The sequence below is a fragment of the Aeromonas eucrenophila genome, assembly GCF_000819865.1.
In the GTDB taxonomy this organism is placed as follows: Bacteria; Pseudomonadota; Gammaproteobacteria; order Enterobacterales; family Aeromonadaceae; genus Aeromonas; species Aeromonas eucrenophila.
On the sequence record NZ_CDDF01000003.1, the window covers coordinates 81,873 to 98,808 of the forward strand.

The window sequence follows — 16,936 nt, forward strand, 5'->3', positions numbered from 1 at the left end:
TAAATTAAACACTAGAATCCATAAAAAAGGGCTATTTATCGCCCTGCTTGGTGTCACCCCCTCGGGGTGGTATAAGATATTTAACACAATTTTAATAATAGTAAACAGTCAAGGAGTGTCTATCGATGGATATCGGTCACCGCCTCAAGGCGGTTCGCACCAAGGCGGCCCTTTCCCAGCGTGAGCTGGCCAAGCGCTCGGGTGTGACCAACGGCTTTATCTCCCAGATCGAAAAGAATCAGGTGAGCCCCTCCGTGGCCTCACTGCGCAAGGTGCTGGAAGGCATTCCCATGTCGCTCGCCAGCTTCTTCACCGATGAGACGGAGATGGATTCCGAGGTGATCTTCCGCGCGGACGACATGCCGGATCTCGGCACCCATCCCATCAGCTACAGGTTGGTGGGCCACAGCCGTGCGAACCGCGCCATCGGCATGATGCAGGAGGTCCTTCCCCCCGGCGCCGACACCGGCGACGACATGCTGAGCCACGAGGGGGAAGAGTGCGGCATCGTCATCCAGGGCCAGGTCGAGGTCACGGTCGGCGAGCAGGTCCACCTGCTGGCGCCGGGAGATGGCTACTACTTTGACAGCCGCACCCCGCACCGTTTCCGCAACTTGGGCGAGCAGGAGTGCGTGCTGATCTCCGCCAACACCCCCGCCAGCTTCTAATAACCGATAGCACCCATGGTCGGACGCACGGGAGCCTGTCCGATCCCGGTTAATATCCCCTTGGATCTGACCGCCGGCAACGACGGTCAGATCCACTGAAACCCGGCCGATCCCGGTGAATGTCCCCCTGCTTTTGACCGCCGACAACGGCGGTCAGACCCTCTGAAACTCGGCCGATCCCGACTAACGCCCTCGTCAACCGCCCCTGGCTGGGGAGGGTGAATGTTTAATAAAGTTGTTCACATATGATTTACAAGCGGCGACATGTTTAGCATATTGATACACAGAGACTGTCTTTGCCGGTTCAAGGAGTGAACATGAGTGACCTGACCCTGGCCCAGTGGCAACACAAGGCCTCCCATCTGACCCTGCCCTCGCAAGCCTTTATCGACGGCAACTACCGGGACGCCGTGAACGGCGCCACCTTCGACTGTATCAACCCGGCCAACGGCCAGCTGCTGACCAAGGTCGCCTCCTGCGACGCCGCCGATGCCGAGCTGGCGGTGAAAGCTGCCCGCGCCGCCTTCGATGACAAACGCTGGAGCGGGCTGGCCCCGAAACAGCGCAAGCTCATCATGCAACGTTTCGCCGAGCTGATGCGCCTCAACAAGGTGGAGCTGGCGCTGCTGGAATCCCTGGACATGGGCAAGCCCATCGGCGATGCCATGGGCTATGACGCCCCGGCCGCCGCCAACTGCATCGCCTGGAACGCCGAGGCCATCGACAAGATCTACGATCAGGTCGCCCCGGTGGAGGAGTCCGCCCTGGCGCTGGTGACCCGTGAGGCGCTCGGCGTCGTCGCCGCCATAGTCCCCTGGAACTTCCCGCTGGTGATGGCCTGCTGGAAGCTGGGCCCGGCGCTCGCCACCGGCAACTCGGTGATCCTCAAACCGTCCGAGAAATCCCCCCTCACCGCCCTGCGCATCGCCGGCATCGCCAAAGAGGCGGGCATCCCCGACGGGGTGTTCAACGTGCTGCCGGGCTTTGGCCACACGGTCGGCGAGGCGCTGGCCATGCACATGGACGTGGACTGCATCACCTTCACCGGCTCCACCAAGATCGGCAAACATCTGGTGCAGTGCTCCGGCAAGTCGAACCTCAAGCGCGCCTTTATGGAGTGTGGCGGCAAGAGCCCCAATATAGTGCTGGCGGATGCGCCGGATCTGGACGCCGCCGCCAAGAGCGCTGTGGGCGCCATCTTCTACAACCAGGGCGAGGTGTGCACCGCCGCCTCCCGCCTGCTGGTACAAAACAGCATCAAGCCGCAGTTCATGGAGCGCCTGCTGGCCCATGCCCGCGAATGGATTGCCGCCAACCCGCTCGATCCCAGCACCCGCATCGGCGCCATGGTGGACGGCATCCAGATGGAGCAGGTGCTGAACTACATCGAGATCGGCAAGCAGGAGGGCGCCAGGCTGCTGCTGGGGGGCAACCGCACCCATGCCGAGAGTGGCGGCTTCTATATCGAGCCCACGATTTTTGACGAGGTGACACCGCAGATGCGCATCTTCCGCGAGGAGATCTTCGGCCCCGTGCTGGCGGTGACCGGCTTCAACAGCCTCGAAGACGCCATCGCGCTGGGCAACGACACCGACTACGGCCTGGCCGCCGCCATCTGGACCGCGGACTTGAACAAGGCGGTCAAGGGCTCCCGCGCCCTGCGCGCCGGCACCGTGTTCGTCAACAACTGGGACGGCGGTGACATGACGATGCCGTTCGGCGGCTTCAAGCAGTCCGGCAACGGGCGCGACAAGTCCCTGCACGCGCTGGAGAAGTACACAGAGCTGAAAAGCACCTGGATCCAGCTCGAATAACGCCAGATATGACCATATCGGCACGACTAGGGGGAGAAATCCCCCTTTTTCATTTTTACCCTTTCATCACAAGCCTCAATCGATATAATCGTCAAATAGACAAGCCCTTAAATATAAAGATAAAAATGTTGTTCTTCCTGGCGAGTGTACTGTTTCTGGTGGTGGGTCTGCCGCTGCTGTTCTTCATGTTGGGTCAGGGTGAAGCCTACGTGACCTGGGGCCCCTGGATCTCCGCCATCGCCCTGATGTTGTGGCTGCTGATGGACGTGGAGAAGATCCGCCGTGGCGGTGGCCGCTGACCCCGAGCCTGCTGTAAAAATCCCCTCCGACCAATTTATTGACTTCTTTCCCCCCAAAAGGATCGCTACACTGACTTTTTGCGATGTTTTCCAACATCCGCTCTCCAGTGAAGGTTCTCCGCATGCAACAGCAAGTTCAGCGCCAGGGCGTCATCTATGCCCTGTGCGCCTATACCCTTTGGGGTCTGGCCCCCATCTACTTCAAGACCATCTCCGCCGTGCCGGCCGCCGAGATCCTGACTCACCGCATGATCTGGTCCTGCGCCCTGCTGATGGTGATGACCCTGCTCGCCCGCCAGTGGCACAAGGTGCAGGCGGTGCTGCGCCAGCCCAAGGTGTTGCTCACCCTGGCCTTCACCTCGGTCACCGTCGGTGGCAACTGGCTGCTGTTTATCTGGGCCATCAACAACGGCCACATGCTGGATGCCAGCCTCGGTTACTACATCAACCCGCTGTTCAACGTGCTGCTCGGCATGCTGTTCCTGAGCGAGAAGCTGCGCCGCCTGCAATGGTGGGCGGTGGGGCTGGCGGTGGTCGGCGTCGCCGTTCAGCTCATCGCCTTCGGTTCCCTGCCCTGGATAGCCCTGGTACTGGCCTCGAGCTTCGCCATCTACGGCCTCATCCGCAAGAAACTGGCCCTCGATGCCCTCACCGGCCTGCTGATCGAGACCATGATCATGCTGCCGCCGGCGGCCATCTATCTGTGGGGTTTCGCCGACAGTCCCACCAGCCATCTCACAGAAAATAATTGGCACCTGAACCTGTTGCTGATCGCCGCCGGGGCCGTCACCACGGCGCCCCTGCTCTGCTTCACCGCGGCCGCCACCCGTCTCAAGCTCTCCACCCTGGGCTTCTTCCAGTACATAGGCCCCAGCCTGATGTTCATCCTGGCGGTGACCCTGTACGGGGAGGCGTTGGCGCTGGACAAGATGATCACCTTCGGCTGTATCTGGAGTGCCCTGGTGCTGTTCACCCTGGACGGGCTGCACAGCGGCAAGCGGCGTCAGGCGGCCGGTTGAGGTGCCGGGCGCTCCGTGGCTGCAATAATCTACAAGCCAACCCCCGGGTTTTGAGATATCAATAGCCGATGAGCGCCCCCCCATCCCACATCCATTACTGGCAACCCCGGCTGCTGCCGGGGGTTGAACTCTCCCACTCCCACCACAGGGAGTTCAGCTATGGCCGCCACGTGCACCTGGACTACCACATAGGTCTGGTGCAGCAGGGTGGCCAGAAGTTCATCCACAAGGGCAGCAGCCACAATCTGGTGCGCGGCGAGCTCTCCACCGTCAACCCGGACGAGATGCACGACGGCCTGAGCCTGCTGCCGGAAGGCTACGAGGTGCGGGTGTTCGCCATCGCCCCGGAGCAGCTGGCGCGCTGGCTGCCAAACAATCCCGAGCCCTTCTTCGACAAGGGCCTGCAGACCAGACCCGATCTCTATCAGGGCTTCGCCCGCCTGCACATGTATCTGGATGGCCCGGAGCCGGACGGCCTGCTGGCGGAGAGCCAGCTGCTGGCCCTGCTCGACGAGCTCTTCGGGCTGGCCCCCGAGCGCCATGCCCTGGCGGATCCCCAGTTGCGATACCTGCGGGACCATCTGCTCGGTCAGCTGGACCAGCGCCACAGCCTGGAGGATCTGGCCGCCCAGTTCGGGCTGGATCGTTTCGCCTTCCTGCGCCAGTTCAAGAAGAAGACCGGCATGACCCCCTATGCCTGGCTCAAGCGACTGCGCCTCGAGCAGGGCAAGCGCCTGCTCGGCAGCGGCATGCCGGTGAGCGAGGTGGCCCTCGCGGTCGGCTTCTTCGATCAGAGCCACTTCCATCACGGCTTCCGGCAGGCCTTCGGGCTCACGCCCGCGGATTACCGCCAGCAGATACGGCCTTAGAGACATCAGCCCGGCGGATTACCGCCAGCAGATACGGCCTTAGAGGCACCAGTCCGGCGGAGCACCGCCAGCAAATACTGTCTGAAGCAAGCCAGCCCCACCGATAACTGCCAGCAAACACTGCCCTTTTCCCGTCGATCCGGCTGACCACTCGCCATGACGCTAATTTACACACCAAATTTCGGCATTTTTACGCTATAAAATTCCGAAAAATAAATGCCTGGCAATACCAAACACTGCAACAAGGTGCCGCCTCTGACAGGCGAGTGCGGCCAGACATGGCCGACCCGGAGTGCAATCTTTTACAAGCCAGCCCCCGCCCCCATCCCTCATGCTGCAACCTCATCTAGTCATCGAGGTATCTCATGTTCACCAGCCTGTTCCTGACCATAGGTCTCATCCATCTGATCGCCCTGGCGAGCCCAGGCCCCGACTTCGCGCTGATCCTGCGCACCAGCCTGCACAGACCCACGGCCCTGGGGGCGGCGCTCGGCATAGCGCTCGCCATCTTGCTGCACGCCACCTTGAGCCTCACCGGCATCAGCCTGCTGATCGCGAGCCAACCCTGGCTGTTTATGGTGGTGAAGATAGTGGGCGCCCTCTATCTGGGCTGGCTCGGTTGGGGGGCCATCAAGGCGGCGTGGCACAGTGCCGCCAGCCAGACACTCAGGGCAGGCGGCGAGCTGCAAGGCTGGAACAGGGGCGTAAAGGCTGGCCTCGCCACCAATCTGCTCAATCCCAAGGCGCTGCTGTTCTTCATGGGGCTGCTGGCGGCCATGGTGACACCCCAGGTGGACGGCCTGACCCGTGGCCTGCTGATCCTGGAGCTGTTCCTGCTCTCCCTGGCCTGGTTCGGGCTACTGGCCTGGAGCCTCTCCACCGCGCGGGCCCAGCATCTGCTCAGCCGGGTGCAGCGCCCCCTCAATATGGTCACAGGCCTGCTGTTCGGTGCCGTTAGCCTCTCCATCCTGGTGGATCTGGCACAGCCACTGCTGGCGTAAGGCAAGGGGGCCGACTCACCCCCCTTGGTTGAGCCAGCCGGTGGGGCGAACACCATAACGGGAGCCTCTATCCGATCTTCGTAACAATATGGCCCCGGTGTGCTGGTGCCGGACTCATTGTGGGATTAGGATGCACGCCTTCACCACAATAACGTTATGGACGTATCGGCATGACTCGACAATGGTCGCTCCCCATCGTGGCACTCGCGGGGGGAGCTTTGTTCTGGCTCGGCAGCAACTTCGGCATGAAATGGGCACTGATGGCCCTGATCGGTTTCGGCTTCGGCTTCACCCTCTCTTTCAGCCGCTTCGGCATAGTGTTCGGTTGGCGCGAGATGCTGACCAAGCGCAACAGCTACTATGTGCGGGTTCACCTGCTCACCATCGCCATCGAGATCCTGCTGTTCACCTGCTTCCTCTCCTTCACTCACGCCCTGTTTGGCGATGCCATGGTGGGCAACGTCATGGCCATAGGCGTGCCCTTTATCGTCGGCGCCTTTCTGTTCGGCATCGGCATGCAGCTGGCGGGGGTCTGCGCCACCGGCACCCTCTACTGCTGCGGCGAGGGGCAGCCGCGCTTCTGGCTGGTGCTGCTCTGCTACGGCATCGGCACCCTGATCAGCAACCAGTTCCGGCCAACCCTGGATGCGACCTTCTCCAGCCAGGTAGTGCTGGCCAAGGATCTGACCGGCAATATCTGGAGCGGCATGCTGCTGAACCTGGCGCTGGTCGCCGTGCTCTTCGCGCTGTTTCGCAGCAGCGAGTTGAAGCGCACCGGCGAGCTCAAGCCGATCTTCAGCGGCGGCAACCTGTTCTGGCGCGATGGCCGCTTCACCGTGCTGACCGGCGGCATCCTCATCGCCCTGCTCAACTCCGCCGTGGTCGCCCTGCACGGCTCGGCCTGGACCATCACCGGCGCCGTCTATGACATGGCGCTGCGCGGCGCCTCTGTTTTCGGCCTGTTCGAGGGCAACCCCAAGCTGGCCCAGCCGCTGTTCATCAACCCCATGGTCGGCATGTTCTGGCTCGGGATCCTGGGGGCCATGCTCGCGCGCTGCCTCAGCGGTGGCGGCAACTTCGCCCCGATGCGGCTAGGCAACAGCCTGGCATCCATCATCGGCGGCCTGCTGATGGGGATGGGCGCCATGTACAGCGCCTGTAACCTCGGCGGCTTCTTCGATGGCACGGCGTCCGGCAGCCTGCACGGCTGGGTCTGGATGCTGATGGCGCTGGGCGGCAGCCTGATCGGCATTCGCCTGCGGCCGTTGTTCAGGCTCTGATGCAAAAACGGGATGACGCCGGCACCCGGCGTCATCCCGTACTCTCTCGGTAGCAGGGTCTCCCTCCTGCTCCCACTTCCCCTTAGCCGAGCGCCCTGATCAACAGCAACAGGGCAAAGCCGGTAAACATCACGGCCGACATCCGGTTGATCCCCCTCGCGAAGCGCTCGCCATAGCCCTGCAACCCCACCCAGCGAAACACCAGGCAGTAACCACCGTGCACCACCAGCACCACGGCGCTGAAGGTCAGCGCCAGCAGCATGCACTGGCCAAGGGCCCCCTGGCGAAAGTCGATGAACTGGGGAAACAGGCTGGTGAAGAAGATGATCGCCTTGGGATTGAGCAGGCTGATGAGCGCCCCCTTGAGGAAGCTGCGGCCGCAGTCCCGATCGCTCGGCGTGCTCACCAGCGGGCTCACCGCACGCTGGCGCCAGGAGTTTATCCCGAGATAGAGCAGGTAGAGGGCGCCCCCCAGGGTGAGGATCTGCTGGCCCGCGGCCAGCCAGTGGGTAAACCAGAGCACCGCCAGCGAGGCCAGGGTCGCCACCAACAGGATCCCGACCGCCACCCCGATGAAGCCGGCGATGGCATGGCGGGTTCCCCGGGTCAGGGTGTTGCCTATGGTGTAGATCACCGCCGGGCCGGGGCTGAGCACGGTGCCGACGGCGAGTAGCAGGTAGAGGGCGTAATAGTCGAGGCTCATGGGCACATTCCATCTTCGTTTGATGCCGCCCAGTATATTGACAGCCGCTTCGCCAGCCAGACATAGTGGCGCTCGGCTTTATAAACCAGGAGTTTAGAGTGGATCGCCTGACCGCCATCGAGATCTTCGTCGCAGTCGCCCGTGCGGGCAGCTTCAGTGCCGTGGCGGAGCGATTCGAGATGACGCCGGCCATGATCGGCAAATACATCAAGTGGCTGGAGACCCGCGTCGGCTCCCGCCTGCTCAACCGCAACACCCGCTGCCAGAGCCTGACCGAGGCGGGCAGAGAGTACCTCGGCGGTTGCCAGCACCTGCTGCAACACTATCGGGAGCTGGAGCAGAACACCTTGGCCCACACCGGTCAGGCGGCGGGCAAGATCCGCATCAATGCCCCCATCACCTTCGGCAGCCAGCGGCTGACCCCCTTGTTGTGCGACTTCATGGCGCGCTATCCGCAGATCCGCATCGAGCTGGATCTCTGCGATCGGCTGGTCGATGTGATTGGCGACGGCTTCGACCTCATCTTCCGGGTCGGCACCCCCAAGGATGCCGCCTACATAGCCCGCCCGCTGGCCAGCTCAGCCTCGGTGTTCTGCGCCTCGCCGCGCTATCTGCAGCACCACGGCACCCCGCTGGAACTCGCGGATCTGGCCCGTCACCGCTGCCTGGGCTTCAGCCCCTGGCTGACGCAATCCAGCCTGGCGGAGGCCTTTCCTCTCGAGCACCTGCATCTGTGGGACAGCCAGTTCATCAGCAACAACGGCAGCGCCCTCAAGGTGGCCGCACTGCATCACGCGGGCATAGTGCTGCAGCCGCGCGCCCTGCTGATCGACGAGCTGAGCAGTGGCGCCCTGCTGGAGATACTGCCGGATGCCCTGCCCGCCCCGCGCCCGGTCAACATGCTCTACCCGGCCAGGGAGCCGATGCCGCTGCGGCTACGACTGCTGATCGACTACCTCAGCGAGCACCGCCACAAGCTGGATCTGCCCGCCTGAGCGCTTATTCACCGCGCTGCTTCACCCTTCGCAGATAGACATAGCCCTCCCCCGGGCTGCCCCAGCGTTGATGGGCCTCGTTGTCATAGGCTCTGTCCAGCAGCCTGACGCTGTTGGGGCCGATCCAGAGGTATTGCACCAGGGTGCTGGCGCCGCCGAAATTGGTGGCGCAGCTGCCGACCTGGCTGTGGCCCGCGTATTCCCCGGAAGGTTGGCGGCTCAGCCAGATCTCGCAGCCCTCGCGCAGGGAGAGTTGTGGCGGGGTGAGGGAATCGAGCAACTCAGGTTTGCGCCAGGCGCCGGCGAAATCGATGGCCCTGGGCATGGTCAGCTCGGCCATCAGGATGCGGCCATCCGGCAGCGGGGAGAAACGATAGATGCGCTGGCGAAACGGCCGCACCGCCCGCTCGGTCAGGAACTGCTCCGCATAGACCCAGCGAAAGTGGTTGTAGCCGGGCCAGATCTCCACCAGGCGCAGCTCGGCACTGGTGAAACGCTTGTCGTAGCTGGCCTGCTCCTGGCTGGAAAACTCGCCGGTGAACCAAGAGAGCAGCGGCTCCATGCTGGCCTGGCTCACGAAGGGGCTGACCGGGGTGGTGGGCGGGGGAACGGGCGCCGCCCAGGTCAGGCAGGCGTAAAACAACCCGAACAGGGCCGCCATCAGCTGTATCATCGAATCCTTCCGAGTCGCTTGCATGGCGGCGATTATATGAGCGAACGCCGACAATAACCTCTACCTTGATCAACTCCTTGCAGATCCATCGAAAAATCACTCGGTTAGCGAAGAAATCAGACGCAGATACAAGCGCGGCCAGGCTCACTCGACCCACCCTTGTCCCACCTCTTTAGGGACCAATCGGATCACTTGGCTTCAATAGGCTATCGCGCTGCAGGCCCCGGTTTATCAGGGCTGCGGGTTTCTCGCTACCAAGCTGGATGGCGGCTTACTGGCGTGTGCGATCGCCTTGAACATGCCCGGAACTCGACCCATGATAATGTCATCAACATCATCCATTGGTCCCATCATGAACCAGCCCCGTTTTTCCCCTATCGACCCCATCTCCCGCTACTCCGAGATCCTGTTCGGTCTGCTGATGGTGCTGACCTTCACCGGTTGTTTCAACGCCTTGGAGGCGGGGAAAGCCGAGATCAAGGACCTGCTGATCGCCGGCATCGGCTGCAACATCGCCTGGGGCATGATCGACGCCATCGTCTACCTCATCACCACCCTGACCGAGCGGGCCCGCGCCCTGCGGCTGCTGCAACAGCTGCACAACTTGCAGCCCGGTGACAACCGGGGCATAGCGGCGCTGCGGGATGCCCTGCCCGGCCCGCTGGCGGCCATCTGCCGCGACGATGAGCTCGGTGACTGGCAATCACGCCTGCGCCAGCACCCCGAGTTGAGCCAGGGCCCCATCTTCCGCTGGAACGATCTGCTCAACAGCCTGGGGGTCTTCCTGATGGTGTTCCTCTCCACCTTCCCCGTGTTGCTGCCCTTCATGTTCCTCCAGGATCCGGTGCCGGCCCTGCGCCTCTCCCACGGCATCGCCCTGCTGATGCTGATGCTGATCGGCCGTGGCCTGGCTCGCTACGCCGGCTCGCCGCGCCCCAGGCTTGTCGGCGTGCTCTTCGCCGCCGCGGGCGTCGCCATAGTGCTGGCCACCATAGCCCTGGGCGGCTGAGGCGACGCAACAGGTGACGAGCGGAGGGAGGCCAGCGCCTCCCTCTCTTTTTTCATTCGACCACGGGAGCGCTGCCGCCGATCGATCCCGGCATTGGCGACTATCCTTGGTCCGAAACCACTCAGAAGGAATCCATCATGACGACAGGAACAGTGCGGCTGCACAGGGTAGTCAAGGCGCCGCCGATGCGGGTCTATCGGGCCTTTATCGAGGCGGATGCGCTGGCCAAGTGGCTGCCACCCCACGGCTTCACCTGCAAGGTGGCCCATCTGGAGGCCAGCGTCGGCGGCACCTTCCGCATGGCGTTCACCAACTTCGGTACCGGCCACTCCCACTCCTTCGGCGGCGAGTACCTCGAACTGGTGCCGGGGGAGCGCATTCGCTACACCGACAGTTTCGACGCGCCCGGCCTGCCGGGGGAGATGCAGGTGACCATCACCCTGACCCCAGTGCTGTGCGGCACCGATCTCGCCATCGAGCAGGCGGGGATCCCGGCGGTCATCCCGGTCGAGATGTGCTACCTCGGCTGGCAGGAGTCCCTGACCCAGCTGCTCGCCCTGGTGGAGCCCGAGATCCCGAACGAATAGTCCGCGCCTCTGCGCTAGCCAGGTCCCGAAAAACAGAGAGCCTGCCGATTGGCAGGCTCTCTTCATTGCGGCAGGGCGGCGGCTTATCGCAGGTTCAGGCCACCCAGGTAATCCCCCTTGCCGAGGTTCACACCGGCCTGGCGCAGCAGCGCATAGGCCATGGTCAGGTGGAAGTAGAAGTTCGGGATGCCGTACTCATGGACGCAGGTATGGCCGTCCATGCTCTTGCCACCGGCCCAGTAAGGGAAGTACTGGCCACTCTCGAACCCGCTGAAGTCGGCCTCCAGCTTGCTCTGCAGGAAGGCGATGCTGCGCTGGATGTGGGCGCGCAGATCCGCCATGGTCTTGGGATCGTCCCCCATGGCCGGCAACTCGCTGTGGCTGGCGGTGGCAATGACGGCGCGGGCACTGTCGCAGCAGATCAGCACCTGCTTGGAGAAGGGCAGCATGTCGACGATGAGGCGTTCATTGAAGAAGTTGTCCACGTTGAACTTCTTCGCCTCGGCATGGGCCTCGGCCTTGGCCAGACACTGGTCGAGGTTGGTCAGCATCTTGATAAACTGGGCGGCAATATCACGGTTCATGGTGCGTTCTCTAATCGGATTGAAGGCGGGTTTGCACAAGCGGCATCACTATAGCGCATCCCCTTTGTGGTTCGAGCCCATGCCAGTAAAAAGCGCAGCCCATCCATCGGCGGAGCGACAGTATATGGCAAGCCCGGCGGCGCTGATCTTGCCAACGCCGCCAGGTGTCCCCGCCATGATGAGTCCCTCTTTGCCTCTTTTTTGATCTGTGACATACATCACCCTTTTTCAGGGGCGTAGTCTGATCCCGCCGCCCGGAGCACCCATCCGGGTACAACGAAAGGAGAATGCAATGAAGATCTATGACCGGAACAGAAATGTGCTGAACCTGGGTCAGCGCGTCATGATTGCCGCCACCAGTGCCGTCGACGTCCTGAAGGAGGCCCACACCGACAATATGACCCCCTACGAGGCAGAGCATGAGAAGTGTGTGCTGCTGGCCAACTCCCAAGAGCGTTACGCGCCCATCGAGTTGATTAGACTAGGCTGATACCCGGCGTTACCTGTCACCCTACTCTTTACAATTCACCCGGCCGCCGCGCCCCATCTAACGGCCGGGTTTCTGATTCCCTCCCTCGTTCTCCACCGTTTTTATTACGTAGGTTCGATTAGCGAAGCGTAATCGGACGATCCAAAACTAATGCTCCCGCGCCTTGCCCCCGACCGACGCAGCAGCCAGACCCAGTTACGCCACGGGGAGCGGAGCATCTGGCAACACCAATACTGGGAACACCTGATCCGGGATGAGCAGAATCCGCCATATGGATTACGTCCATATCAATCCGCTCAAGCATGGTCATGTCACCCAAGTGGCTGACTGGCCTTATTCCATCTTCCATCGTTATGTGGCATGGGATTGATGCGGGTCGGTTGAGGGAAGGCTGGAGGGTTTTGCCTTCGCTAATGTTCGAATAGACGATTGCCCCATACGCGATCGTCTGATTACGCTTCGCTAATCGAACCTACAGTCCTGAATTGGCTGATGATCACAAAATGAGCTCGCATTGTTTCAAATGAAGCATTCCATCCATTAGCATGACTTCATATTGTCAATGCTTGGTAAGAGGGTTCTATGGATTATGCATTGTGCCAGCAGACTGGAATTACATACTCCGCTACTGATTTTTCGATATTGTCTCCTGAGCATCAAAAAAAGCTAAAAGCAGGTCTTGTATGTAAAGGATGTGGCGATGTTGCATGGTTCCGTTCTGCAACTAACCCTCTTGCTAAAGTGAAAAGGGCTGCTCACTTTAACTCCCACCACTATAATTCTGAGTGTCAATATAGAACATCATATGTGCTTATTGAAGATGAAACTGATGGTGAACTTTCCACGGCAGGTAAAATCCCATTAGTAACGGAGTACGTTATTAATTTGGATGATAAGATTGGCGGCATTTTAGCTGACATATCGTATGACCAAATACCTGAAGCGGAGTTTGTAGTTAAACCTAGCGGTGGAGCTATAGGAAAAGGGGCTGGTGTCAAAAATGAAACTGAAGCAAACAAAAGTTTGCGTCAAATTTTATCTTACCTAAAAAGATTCCCTGAATTTAGGCAATCAGACAAGCAAGTTAGATTGTTTTCTGATGCTGGTAGACTAAAGGTTGACGGAAAAATAAAGAATCTTGTTGTTTCATTTGATGAAGTCGACGACTCCATGGATGACAATAAATATAGACTATTCTGGGGGGTTATTGTTGATGCCCAAGATGAAACTCTTGATGGTGGTCTATGGCTAAATGCAAGTGAATCGAGGAAAGGTGTCAGCATAAAAATATTTAGAGATATAAAAGAAAAGTTCATCTCATCTTTCCACTTAAAAAGCCTCGATGACTTACAGGGAGCATATGTATTAGTTGCTGGGCAGGTACATTATTCTCCTTCCACAGGAAAACCTACCATTTATTGTGCCATTGTCAATTTTATTACAGTTCAAAAATACAAAGAATCACAATAGTGTGATTTAGTTGCCGATAGAGATGTTATACCAACTCAATGTAATATAAATTTTTAATGGAGTATAACGTGATTCAACAACACTTGTCCTTAGTACCAGTTAAGATTCAAGAGGTTGATAGTATTAGCATGGGGGTTTTACCCAATGGTGAAACATTCCTTTCTCTCCAAGGCTTAGCCAAGTTCTGTGGTTTAGCTCCCAGTTCGGTTATACAACTAGCTCAAGACTGGGCGGCTGGTGATGCGCAAGGTAGAACTCGGGGACAACAGTTAACAGAACTGATTAAAGAGTGGACCGAGTCTGATTCAGTCCCCGATAGTTTATATGTTGAAATTGATAGTCATAACTCTATAACTGGTGTAATTCATGCTGTGCCAGAACAGATAGTGATGGCAATTACTGATTATTATGCCCACTACGCTCAAACAACCAAGTTAGAAGCAATTCAGAATTATAGGAAGGCAGCAAAATTAGGCCTGCGAAAATATATACATGAGCGGTTGGGTTATAATGAAAAGGACGTATTTGCTGAAAGCTGGAGACTATTTCAAGAGAGAGTCCTTAGTAATGAATCTCCGAAGGGATTTTTACTATGTTCGATGAAGCTACAACTATTATTGCGTCCTTGATTCGCAATAATATTGCAGTTGATGATTCAATTATGCCAGATGGTAGTTTAGGAATCCATTGGGCAAAACATTGGAAAACTAGTCAACTAGCAGCGATACATGGTGAAAGAATTAAAATACATCATAAATACCCAGAGTCATATCGCCTGCTAGATCCTGAGATTAATGCATATCCAATAAGTGCATTGTCTGAGTTCAGAGCATGGTTTCAAAACATTTACTTACCAGAGAAATACCCGGCTTACATAAAAAGGAAAGTCGGTGATGGTACTGTTAAGTTGGAATCTATGCCTCTTCTTCTCGCAGCAGTGATGCCGCCAGATGTGACCAGTAAAATTCTAATAAATTAATTTTCATCCCGTCTGTAGTTTCTAACGGCGAAGCGTATTCTGACGATCGCGTCATTAAGACTGTCTTGATAACTGATATGAAAACCAACCCGGCCTAAGCCGGGTTGGTTATATCAAAAGGTGGGAAAATCAGAGCGCTTCCAATCTGGCATAGGCGGTCACCAACCACTTAGCGCCGACGTCGTCGAACTGGATCTGCACCCGGCTCTGGGGGCCGACCCCTTCGAAGTTCAGCACTATCCCTTCCCCGAATTTCGGGTGCAGCACCCGCTGGCCGAGCTTGATGCCGCTGGCGTCGAAGCTCTGCTGCACCTCGTTCTGGCTGAAGCGGCCGTACTGGGTGGGGCGGCTGACCTGGGTGCGCAGCCGGATCTCTTCGAGGCACTCGGCTGGCATCTCGCGGATGAAGCGGCTCGGCTTGTGGAACATCTCGCGACCGTAGATGCGGCGGCTCTCCGCATAACAGATGTAGAGCTTCTCCATGGCGCGGGTCATGCCCACGTAACAGAGGCGGCGCTCCTCCTCGAGGCGGCCCGACTCCTCGGTGGATTGCTGGCTCGGGAACATGCCCTCCTCCACCCCCACCAGCAGCACCAGCGGGAACTCCAGGCCCTTGGCGCTGTGCAGCGTCATCAGCTGCACCGCATCGGCGTATTCGTCCGCCTGATTCTCACCGGACTCCAGCGCCGCGTGGGCGAGGAAGGCGGAGAGATCGCTCATGTCTTCCAGCTCGTCCGGGCGCTGGTACTGGCGGCAGGCCGTCACCAGCTCATCCAGGTTCTCCACCCGCGCCTGGGACTTCTCCCCCTTCTCCGCCAGATACATGGCCTTGAGGCCGGAATGCTGGATGGCGATGTCCGCCTGCTGATGCAGGGGCAATAAGGAGACCTGCTCCTCCAGCGCGTCGATCAGCTCGACGAAGCCGCGCACCGCGTTGCCGGCGCGGCCGGTCAGCACCTTGTCGTTCAGCAGTGTCTTGGCGGACTGCCACAGGTTCTGGCCCTGATCGCGGGCGTTGTTGCGCAGGATCTCCAGAGTGCGCTCACCTATGCCCCGGGTCGGGGTGTTGACGACCCGCTCGAAGCTGGCGTCGTCGCCTCTGTTGTTGATGAGGCGCAGGTAGGCCATGGCGTCCTTGATTTCTTGGCGCTCGAAGAAGCGCAGGCCGCCGTAGATGCGGTACGGCATGGCGTCCTGCATCAGCGCCTCTTCCAGCACCCGCGACTGGGCGTTGGAGCGGTAGAGGATGGCGCAGTCGGCCAGCAGGCCGCCCTTCTCCTTCCAGTCCTTGAGCCGGCCGACCACGAAGCGGGCCTCGTCCACCTCGTTGAAGGCTGCGTAGAGCGAGATGGGATCCCCCTCGGCCCCTTCGGTCCACAGCTCCTTGCCGAGCCGCTCCGAGTTGTTGGCGATGACGCAGTTGGCGGCTTTCAGGATGTTGGCGGTGGAGCGGTAGTTCTGCTCGAGGCGAATGGTCTCGGCGCCCTGATAGTCAGTCAGGAAGCGCTGGATGTTCTCTATCTTGGCGCCGCGCCAGCCGTAGATGGACTGGTCATCGTCGCCGACTATCATCACCCGGCCGCTGTCGCCCGCCAGCATCCGCAGCCAGGCGTACTGGATGCCGTTGGTGTCCTGAAACTCGTCCACCAGTATGTTCTGGAAGCGATCCCGGTAGTGCTCGAGGATGTGGGGTTTGTTCAGCCACAGCTCGTGGGCGCGCAGCAACAGCTCGGCGAAGTCCACCAGCCCGGAGCGATCGCAGGTCTCCTGATAGGTCTTGTAGATCTGCTGATAGGTGCGGGTGACGGGGTCGCCGTAGAGGTCGATGTCGCCGGGGCGCAGCCCTTCATCTTTCTTGCCGTTGATGTAGCCCATCACGGCGCGGGGAGCCCAGTGCTTCTCGTCTAGGTTCAGCGCCTTGAGCACCCGGCGGATCAGGCGGTACTGATCGTCGGAGTCGAGGATCTGGAAGTCTTGCGGCAGGCCAGCATCCAGATGATGGGCCCGCAGCAGGCGGTGGGCGATGCCGTGGAAGGTGCCTATCCACATGCCGCGCACGCCGTCCCCTATGACCTTCTCGACCCGACCGCGCATCTCGGCGGCGGCCTTGTTGGTGAAGGTCACGGCGATGATGGAGAAGGGTGAACAACGTTCCACCTGCATCAGCCAGGCGATGCGGTGCACCAGTACCCGGGTCTTGCCCGAACCGGCACCGGCCAGCACCAGCAGATTGCTGCGGGGCGCCGCAACGGCATCTCTTTGCTTGTCGTTGAGCCCGTCGAGCAGGGTCGAAACGTCCATCACCACTCCTGTTTATTTATACAGGCGGCGATTATACGGCCTGCGGAGCCAGAGACCAAATCGACATGCGGGGGGCACCGGCACGGCCCGAAGTGGCAGGGATGCCATGCCACAAATTGGCGCCAATGGAAGCTAGCTTTTTCACCGCTTGATTAAAACGATTGCGCACAACCATATGAATATAAACAAAAATGT

General features: G+C 59.6%; 18 protein-coding genes. 14 read left to right on the top strand and 4 right to left on the bottom strand.

Annotated features, from left to right (window positions below; genetic code table 11):
- The first annotated feature begins 125 nt into the window (after nucleotides 1-125).
- The 7 genes from BN1124_RS03710 to BN1124_RS03740 all read left to right on the top strand — a co-directional run bounded on the left by BN1124_RS03710 (nucleotide 126) and on the right by BN1124_RS03740 (nucleotide 6,950).
- Nucleotides 126-668, top strand: coding sequence for a cupin domain-containing protein (locus BN1124_RS03710; protein WP_033131378.1), 543 nt, complete (start codon nucleotides 126-128; stop codon nucleotides 666-668).
- A gap of 317 nt (nucleotides 669-985) precedes the next feature.
- Nucleotides 986-2,482 (top strand): aldehyde dehydrogenase, encoded by a 1,497-nt coding sequence (locus tag BN1124_RS03715; RefSeq protein WP_042639292.1) that lies wholly within the window; start codon nucleotides 986-988, stop codon nucleotides 2,480-2,482.
- Between the two features lie 125 nt (nucleotides 2,483-2,607).
- On the top strand, nucleotides 2,608-2,781 hold the full coding sequence (locus BN1124_RS21495; RefSeq protein WP_193354274.1) for a hypothetical protein: 174 nt from the start codon (nucleotides 2,608-2,610) through the stop codon (nucleotides 2,779-2,781).
- 122 nt (nucleotides 2,782-2,903) lie between these two features.
- The gene (gene rarD / locus BN1124_RS03725; protein WP_042639352.1) at nucleotides 2,904-3,800 is read left to right on the top strand and encodes an EamA family transporter RarD; all 897 of its coding nucleotides are present in this window, start codon (nucleotides 2,904-2,906) and stop codon (nucleotides 3,798-3,800) included.
- A gap of 68 nt (nucleotides 3,801-3,868) precedes the next feature.
- Nucleotides 3,869-4,669: an AraC family transcriptional regulator gene (locus tag BN1124_RS03730; RefSeq protein ID WP_042639295.1), complete on the top strand. Its 801-nt coding sequence runs from the start codon at nucleotides 3,869-3,871 to the stop codon at nucleotides 4,667-4,669.
- A gap of 365 nt (nucleotides 4,670-5,034) precedes the next feature.
- Complete coding sequence (locus BN1124_RS03735) at nucleotides 5,035-5,670, top strand: LysE family translocator (RefSeq protein WP_042639297.1); 636 nt, start codon at nucleotides 5,035-5,037, stop codon at nucleotides 5,668-5,670.
- A 170-nt stretch (nucleotides 5,671-5,840) separates the two neighbouring features.
- A complete protein-coding gene (locus tag BN1124_RS03740) occupies nucleotides 5,841-6,950 on the top strand; it encodes a YeeE/YedE thiosulfate transporter family protein (RefSeq protein WP_231553592.1) in 1,110 nt (369 codons plus the stop codon).
- An 82-nt stretch (nucleotides 6,951-7,032) separates the two neighbouring features.
- Here the strand turns inward: BN1124_RS03740 and BN1124_RS03745 are convergent, their stop codons facing one another.
- The gene (locus BN1124_RS03745) at nucleotides 7,033-7,653 is read right to left on the bottom strand and encodes a LysE family translocator (protein ID WP_042639299.1); all 621 of its coding nucleotides are present in this window, start codon (nucleotides 7,651-7,653) and stop codon (nucleotides 7,033-7,035) included.
- Nucleotides 7,654-7,751: 98 nt separating this feature from the next.
- Here BN1124_RS03745 and BN1124_RS03750 point away from each other — a divergent pair, with 98 nt between their 5' ends.
- Nucleotides 7,752-8,648, top strand: a complete 897-nt coding sequence (locus tag BN1124_RS03750) for a LysR family transcriptional regulator (RefSeq protein WP_042639301.1) — start codon at nucleotides 7,752-7,754, stop codon at nucleotides 8,646-8,648.
- 4 nt (nucleotides 8,649-8,652) lie between these two features.
- On the opposite strand, the gene BN1124_RS03755 is transcribed toward BN1124_RS03750, so the two are convergent.
- The gene (locus tag BN1124_RS03755; protein ID WP_082041413.1) at nucleotides 8,653-9,321 is read right to left on the bottom strand and encodes a chromophore lyase CpcT/CpeT; all 669 of its coding nucleotides are present in this window, start codon (nucleotides 9,319-9,321) and stop codon (nucleotides 8,653-8,655) included.
- Nucleotides 9,322-9,673: 352 nt separating this feature from the next.
- Between BN1124_RS03755 and BN1124_RS03760 the strand changes: the two genes are divergently transcribed.
- Together BN1124_RS03760 and BN1124_RS03765 are read left to right on the top strand one after the other, a co-directional pair.
- Nucleotides 9,674-10,330 (top strand): VIT1/CCC1 transporter family protein, encoded by a 657-nt coding sequence (locus tag BN1124_RS03760; protein WP_042639303.1) that lies wholly within the window; start codon nucleotides 9,674-9,676, stop codon nucleotides 10,328-10,330.
- Nucleotides 10,331-10,467: 137 nt separating this feature from the next.
- Nucleotides 10,468-10,917 (top strand): SRPBCC family protein, encoded by a 450-nt coding sequence (locus BN1124_RS03765; RefSeq protein ID WP_042639305.1) that lies wholly within the window; start codon nucleotides 10,468-10,470, stop codon nucleotides 10,915-10,917.
- Nucleotides 10,918-11,000: 83 nt separating this feature from the next.
- Here BN1124_RS03765 and BN1124_RS03770 read toward each other — a convergent pair whose 3' ends face one another.
- On the bottom strand, nucleotides 11,001-11,501 hold the full coding sequence (locus tag BN1124_RS03770; RefSeq protein ID WP_042639307.1) for a DUF1993 domain-containing protein: 501 nt from the start codon (nucleotides 11,499-11,501) through the stop codon (nucleotides 11,001-11,003).
- 292 nt (nucleotides 11,502-11,793) lie between these two features.
- On the opposite strand from BN1124_RS03770, the gene ydfZ reads away from it, so the two are divergent.
- From ydfZ to BN1124_RS21145, 4 genes are all read left to right on the top strand, one after another.
- Complete coding sequence (ydfZ, locus tag BN1124_RS03775; RefSeq protein WP_042639310.1) at nucleotides 11,794-11,991, top strand: putative selenium delivery protein YdfZ; 198 nt, start codon at nucleotides 11,794-11,796, stop codon at nucleotides 11,989-11,991.
- A gap of 582 nt (nucleotides 11,992-12,573) precedes the next feature.
- A complete protein-coding gene (locus tag BN1124_RS21135; protein WP_156128038.1) occupies nucleotides 12,574-13,461 on the top strand; it encodes a hypothetical protein in 888 nt (295 codons plus the stop codon).
- Nucleotides 13,462-13,529: 68 nt separating this feature from the next.
- Complete coding sequence (locus BN1124_RS21140; RefSeq protein WP_156128040.1) at nucleotides 13,530-14,090, top strand: hypothetical protein; 561 nt, start codon at nucleotides 13,530-13,532, stop codon at nucleotides 14,088-14,090.
- Entirely contained in the window at nucleotides 14,054-14,440 is a 387-nt protein-coding gene (locus BN1124_RS21145; RefSeq protein ID WP_156128042.1) for a BstA C-terminal domain-containing protein, read from the top strand. The genes BN1124_RS21140 and BN1124_RS21145 overlap by 37 nt, the downstream gene beginning before the upstream one ends.
- A 129-nt stretch (nucleotides 14,441-14,569) precedes the next feature.
- Here BN1124_RS21145 and uvrD read toward each other — a convergent pair whose 3' ends face one another.
- Complete coding sequence (uvrD, locus tag BN1124_RS03780; RefSeq protein ID WP_042639312.1) at nucleotides 14,570-16,741, bottom strand: DNA helicase II; 2,172 nt, start codon at nucleotides 16,739-16,741, stop codon at nucleotides 14,570-14,572.
- Between the last annotated feature and the right edge of the window lie 195 nt (nucleotides 16,742-16,936).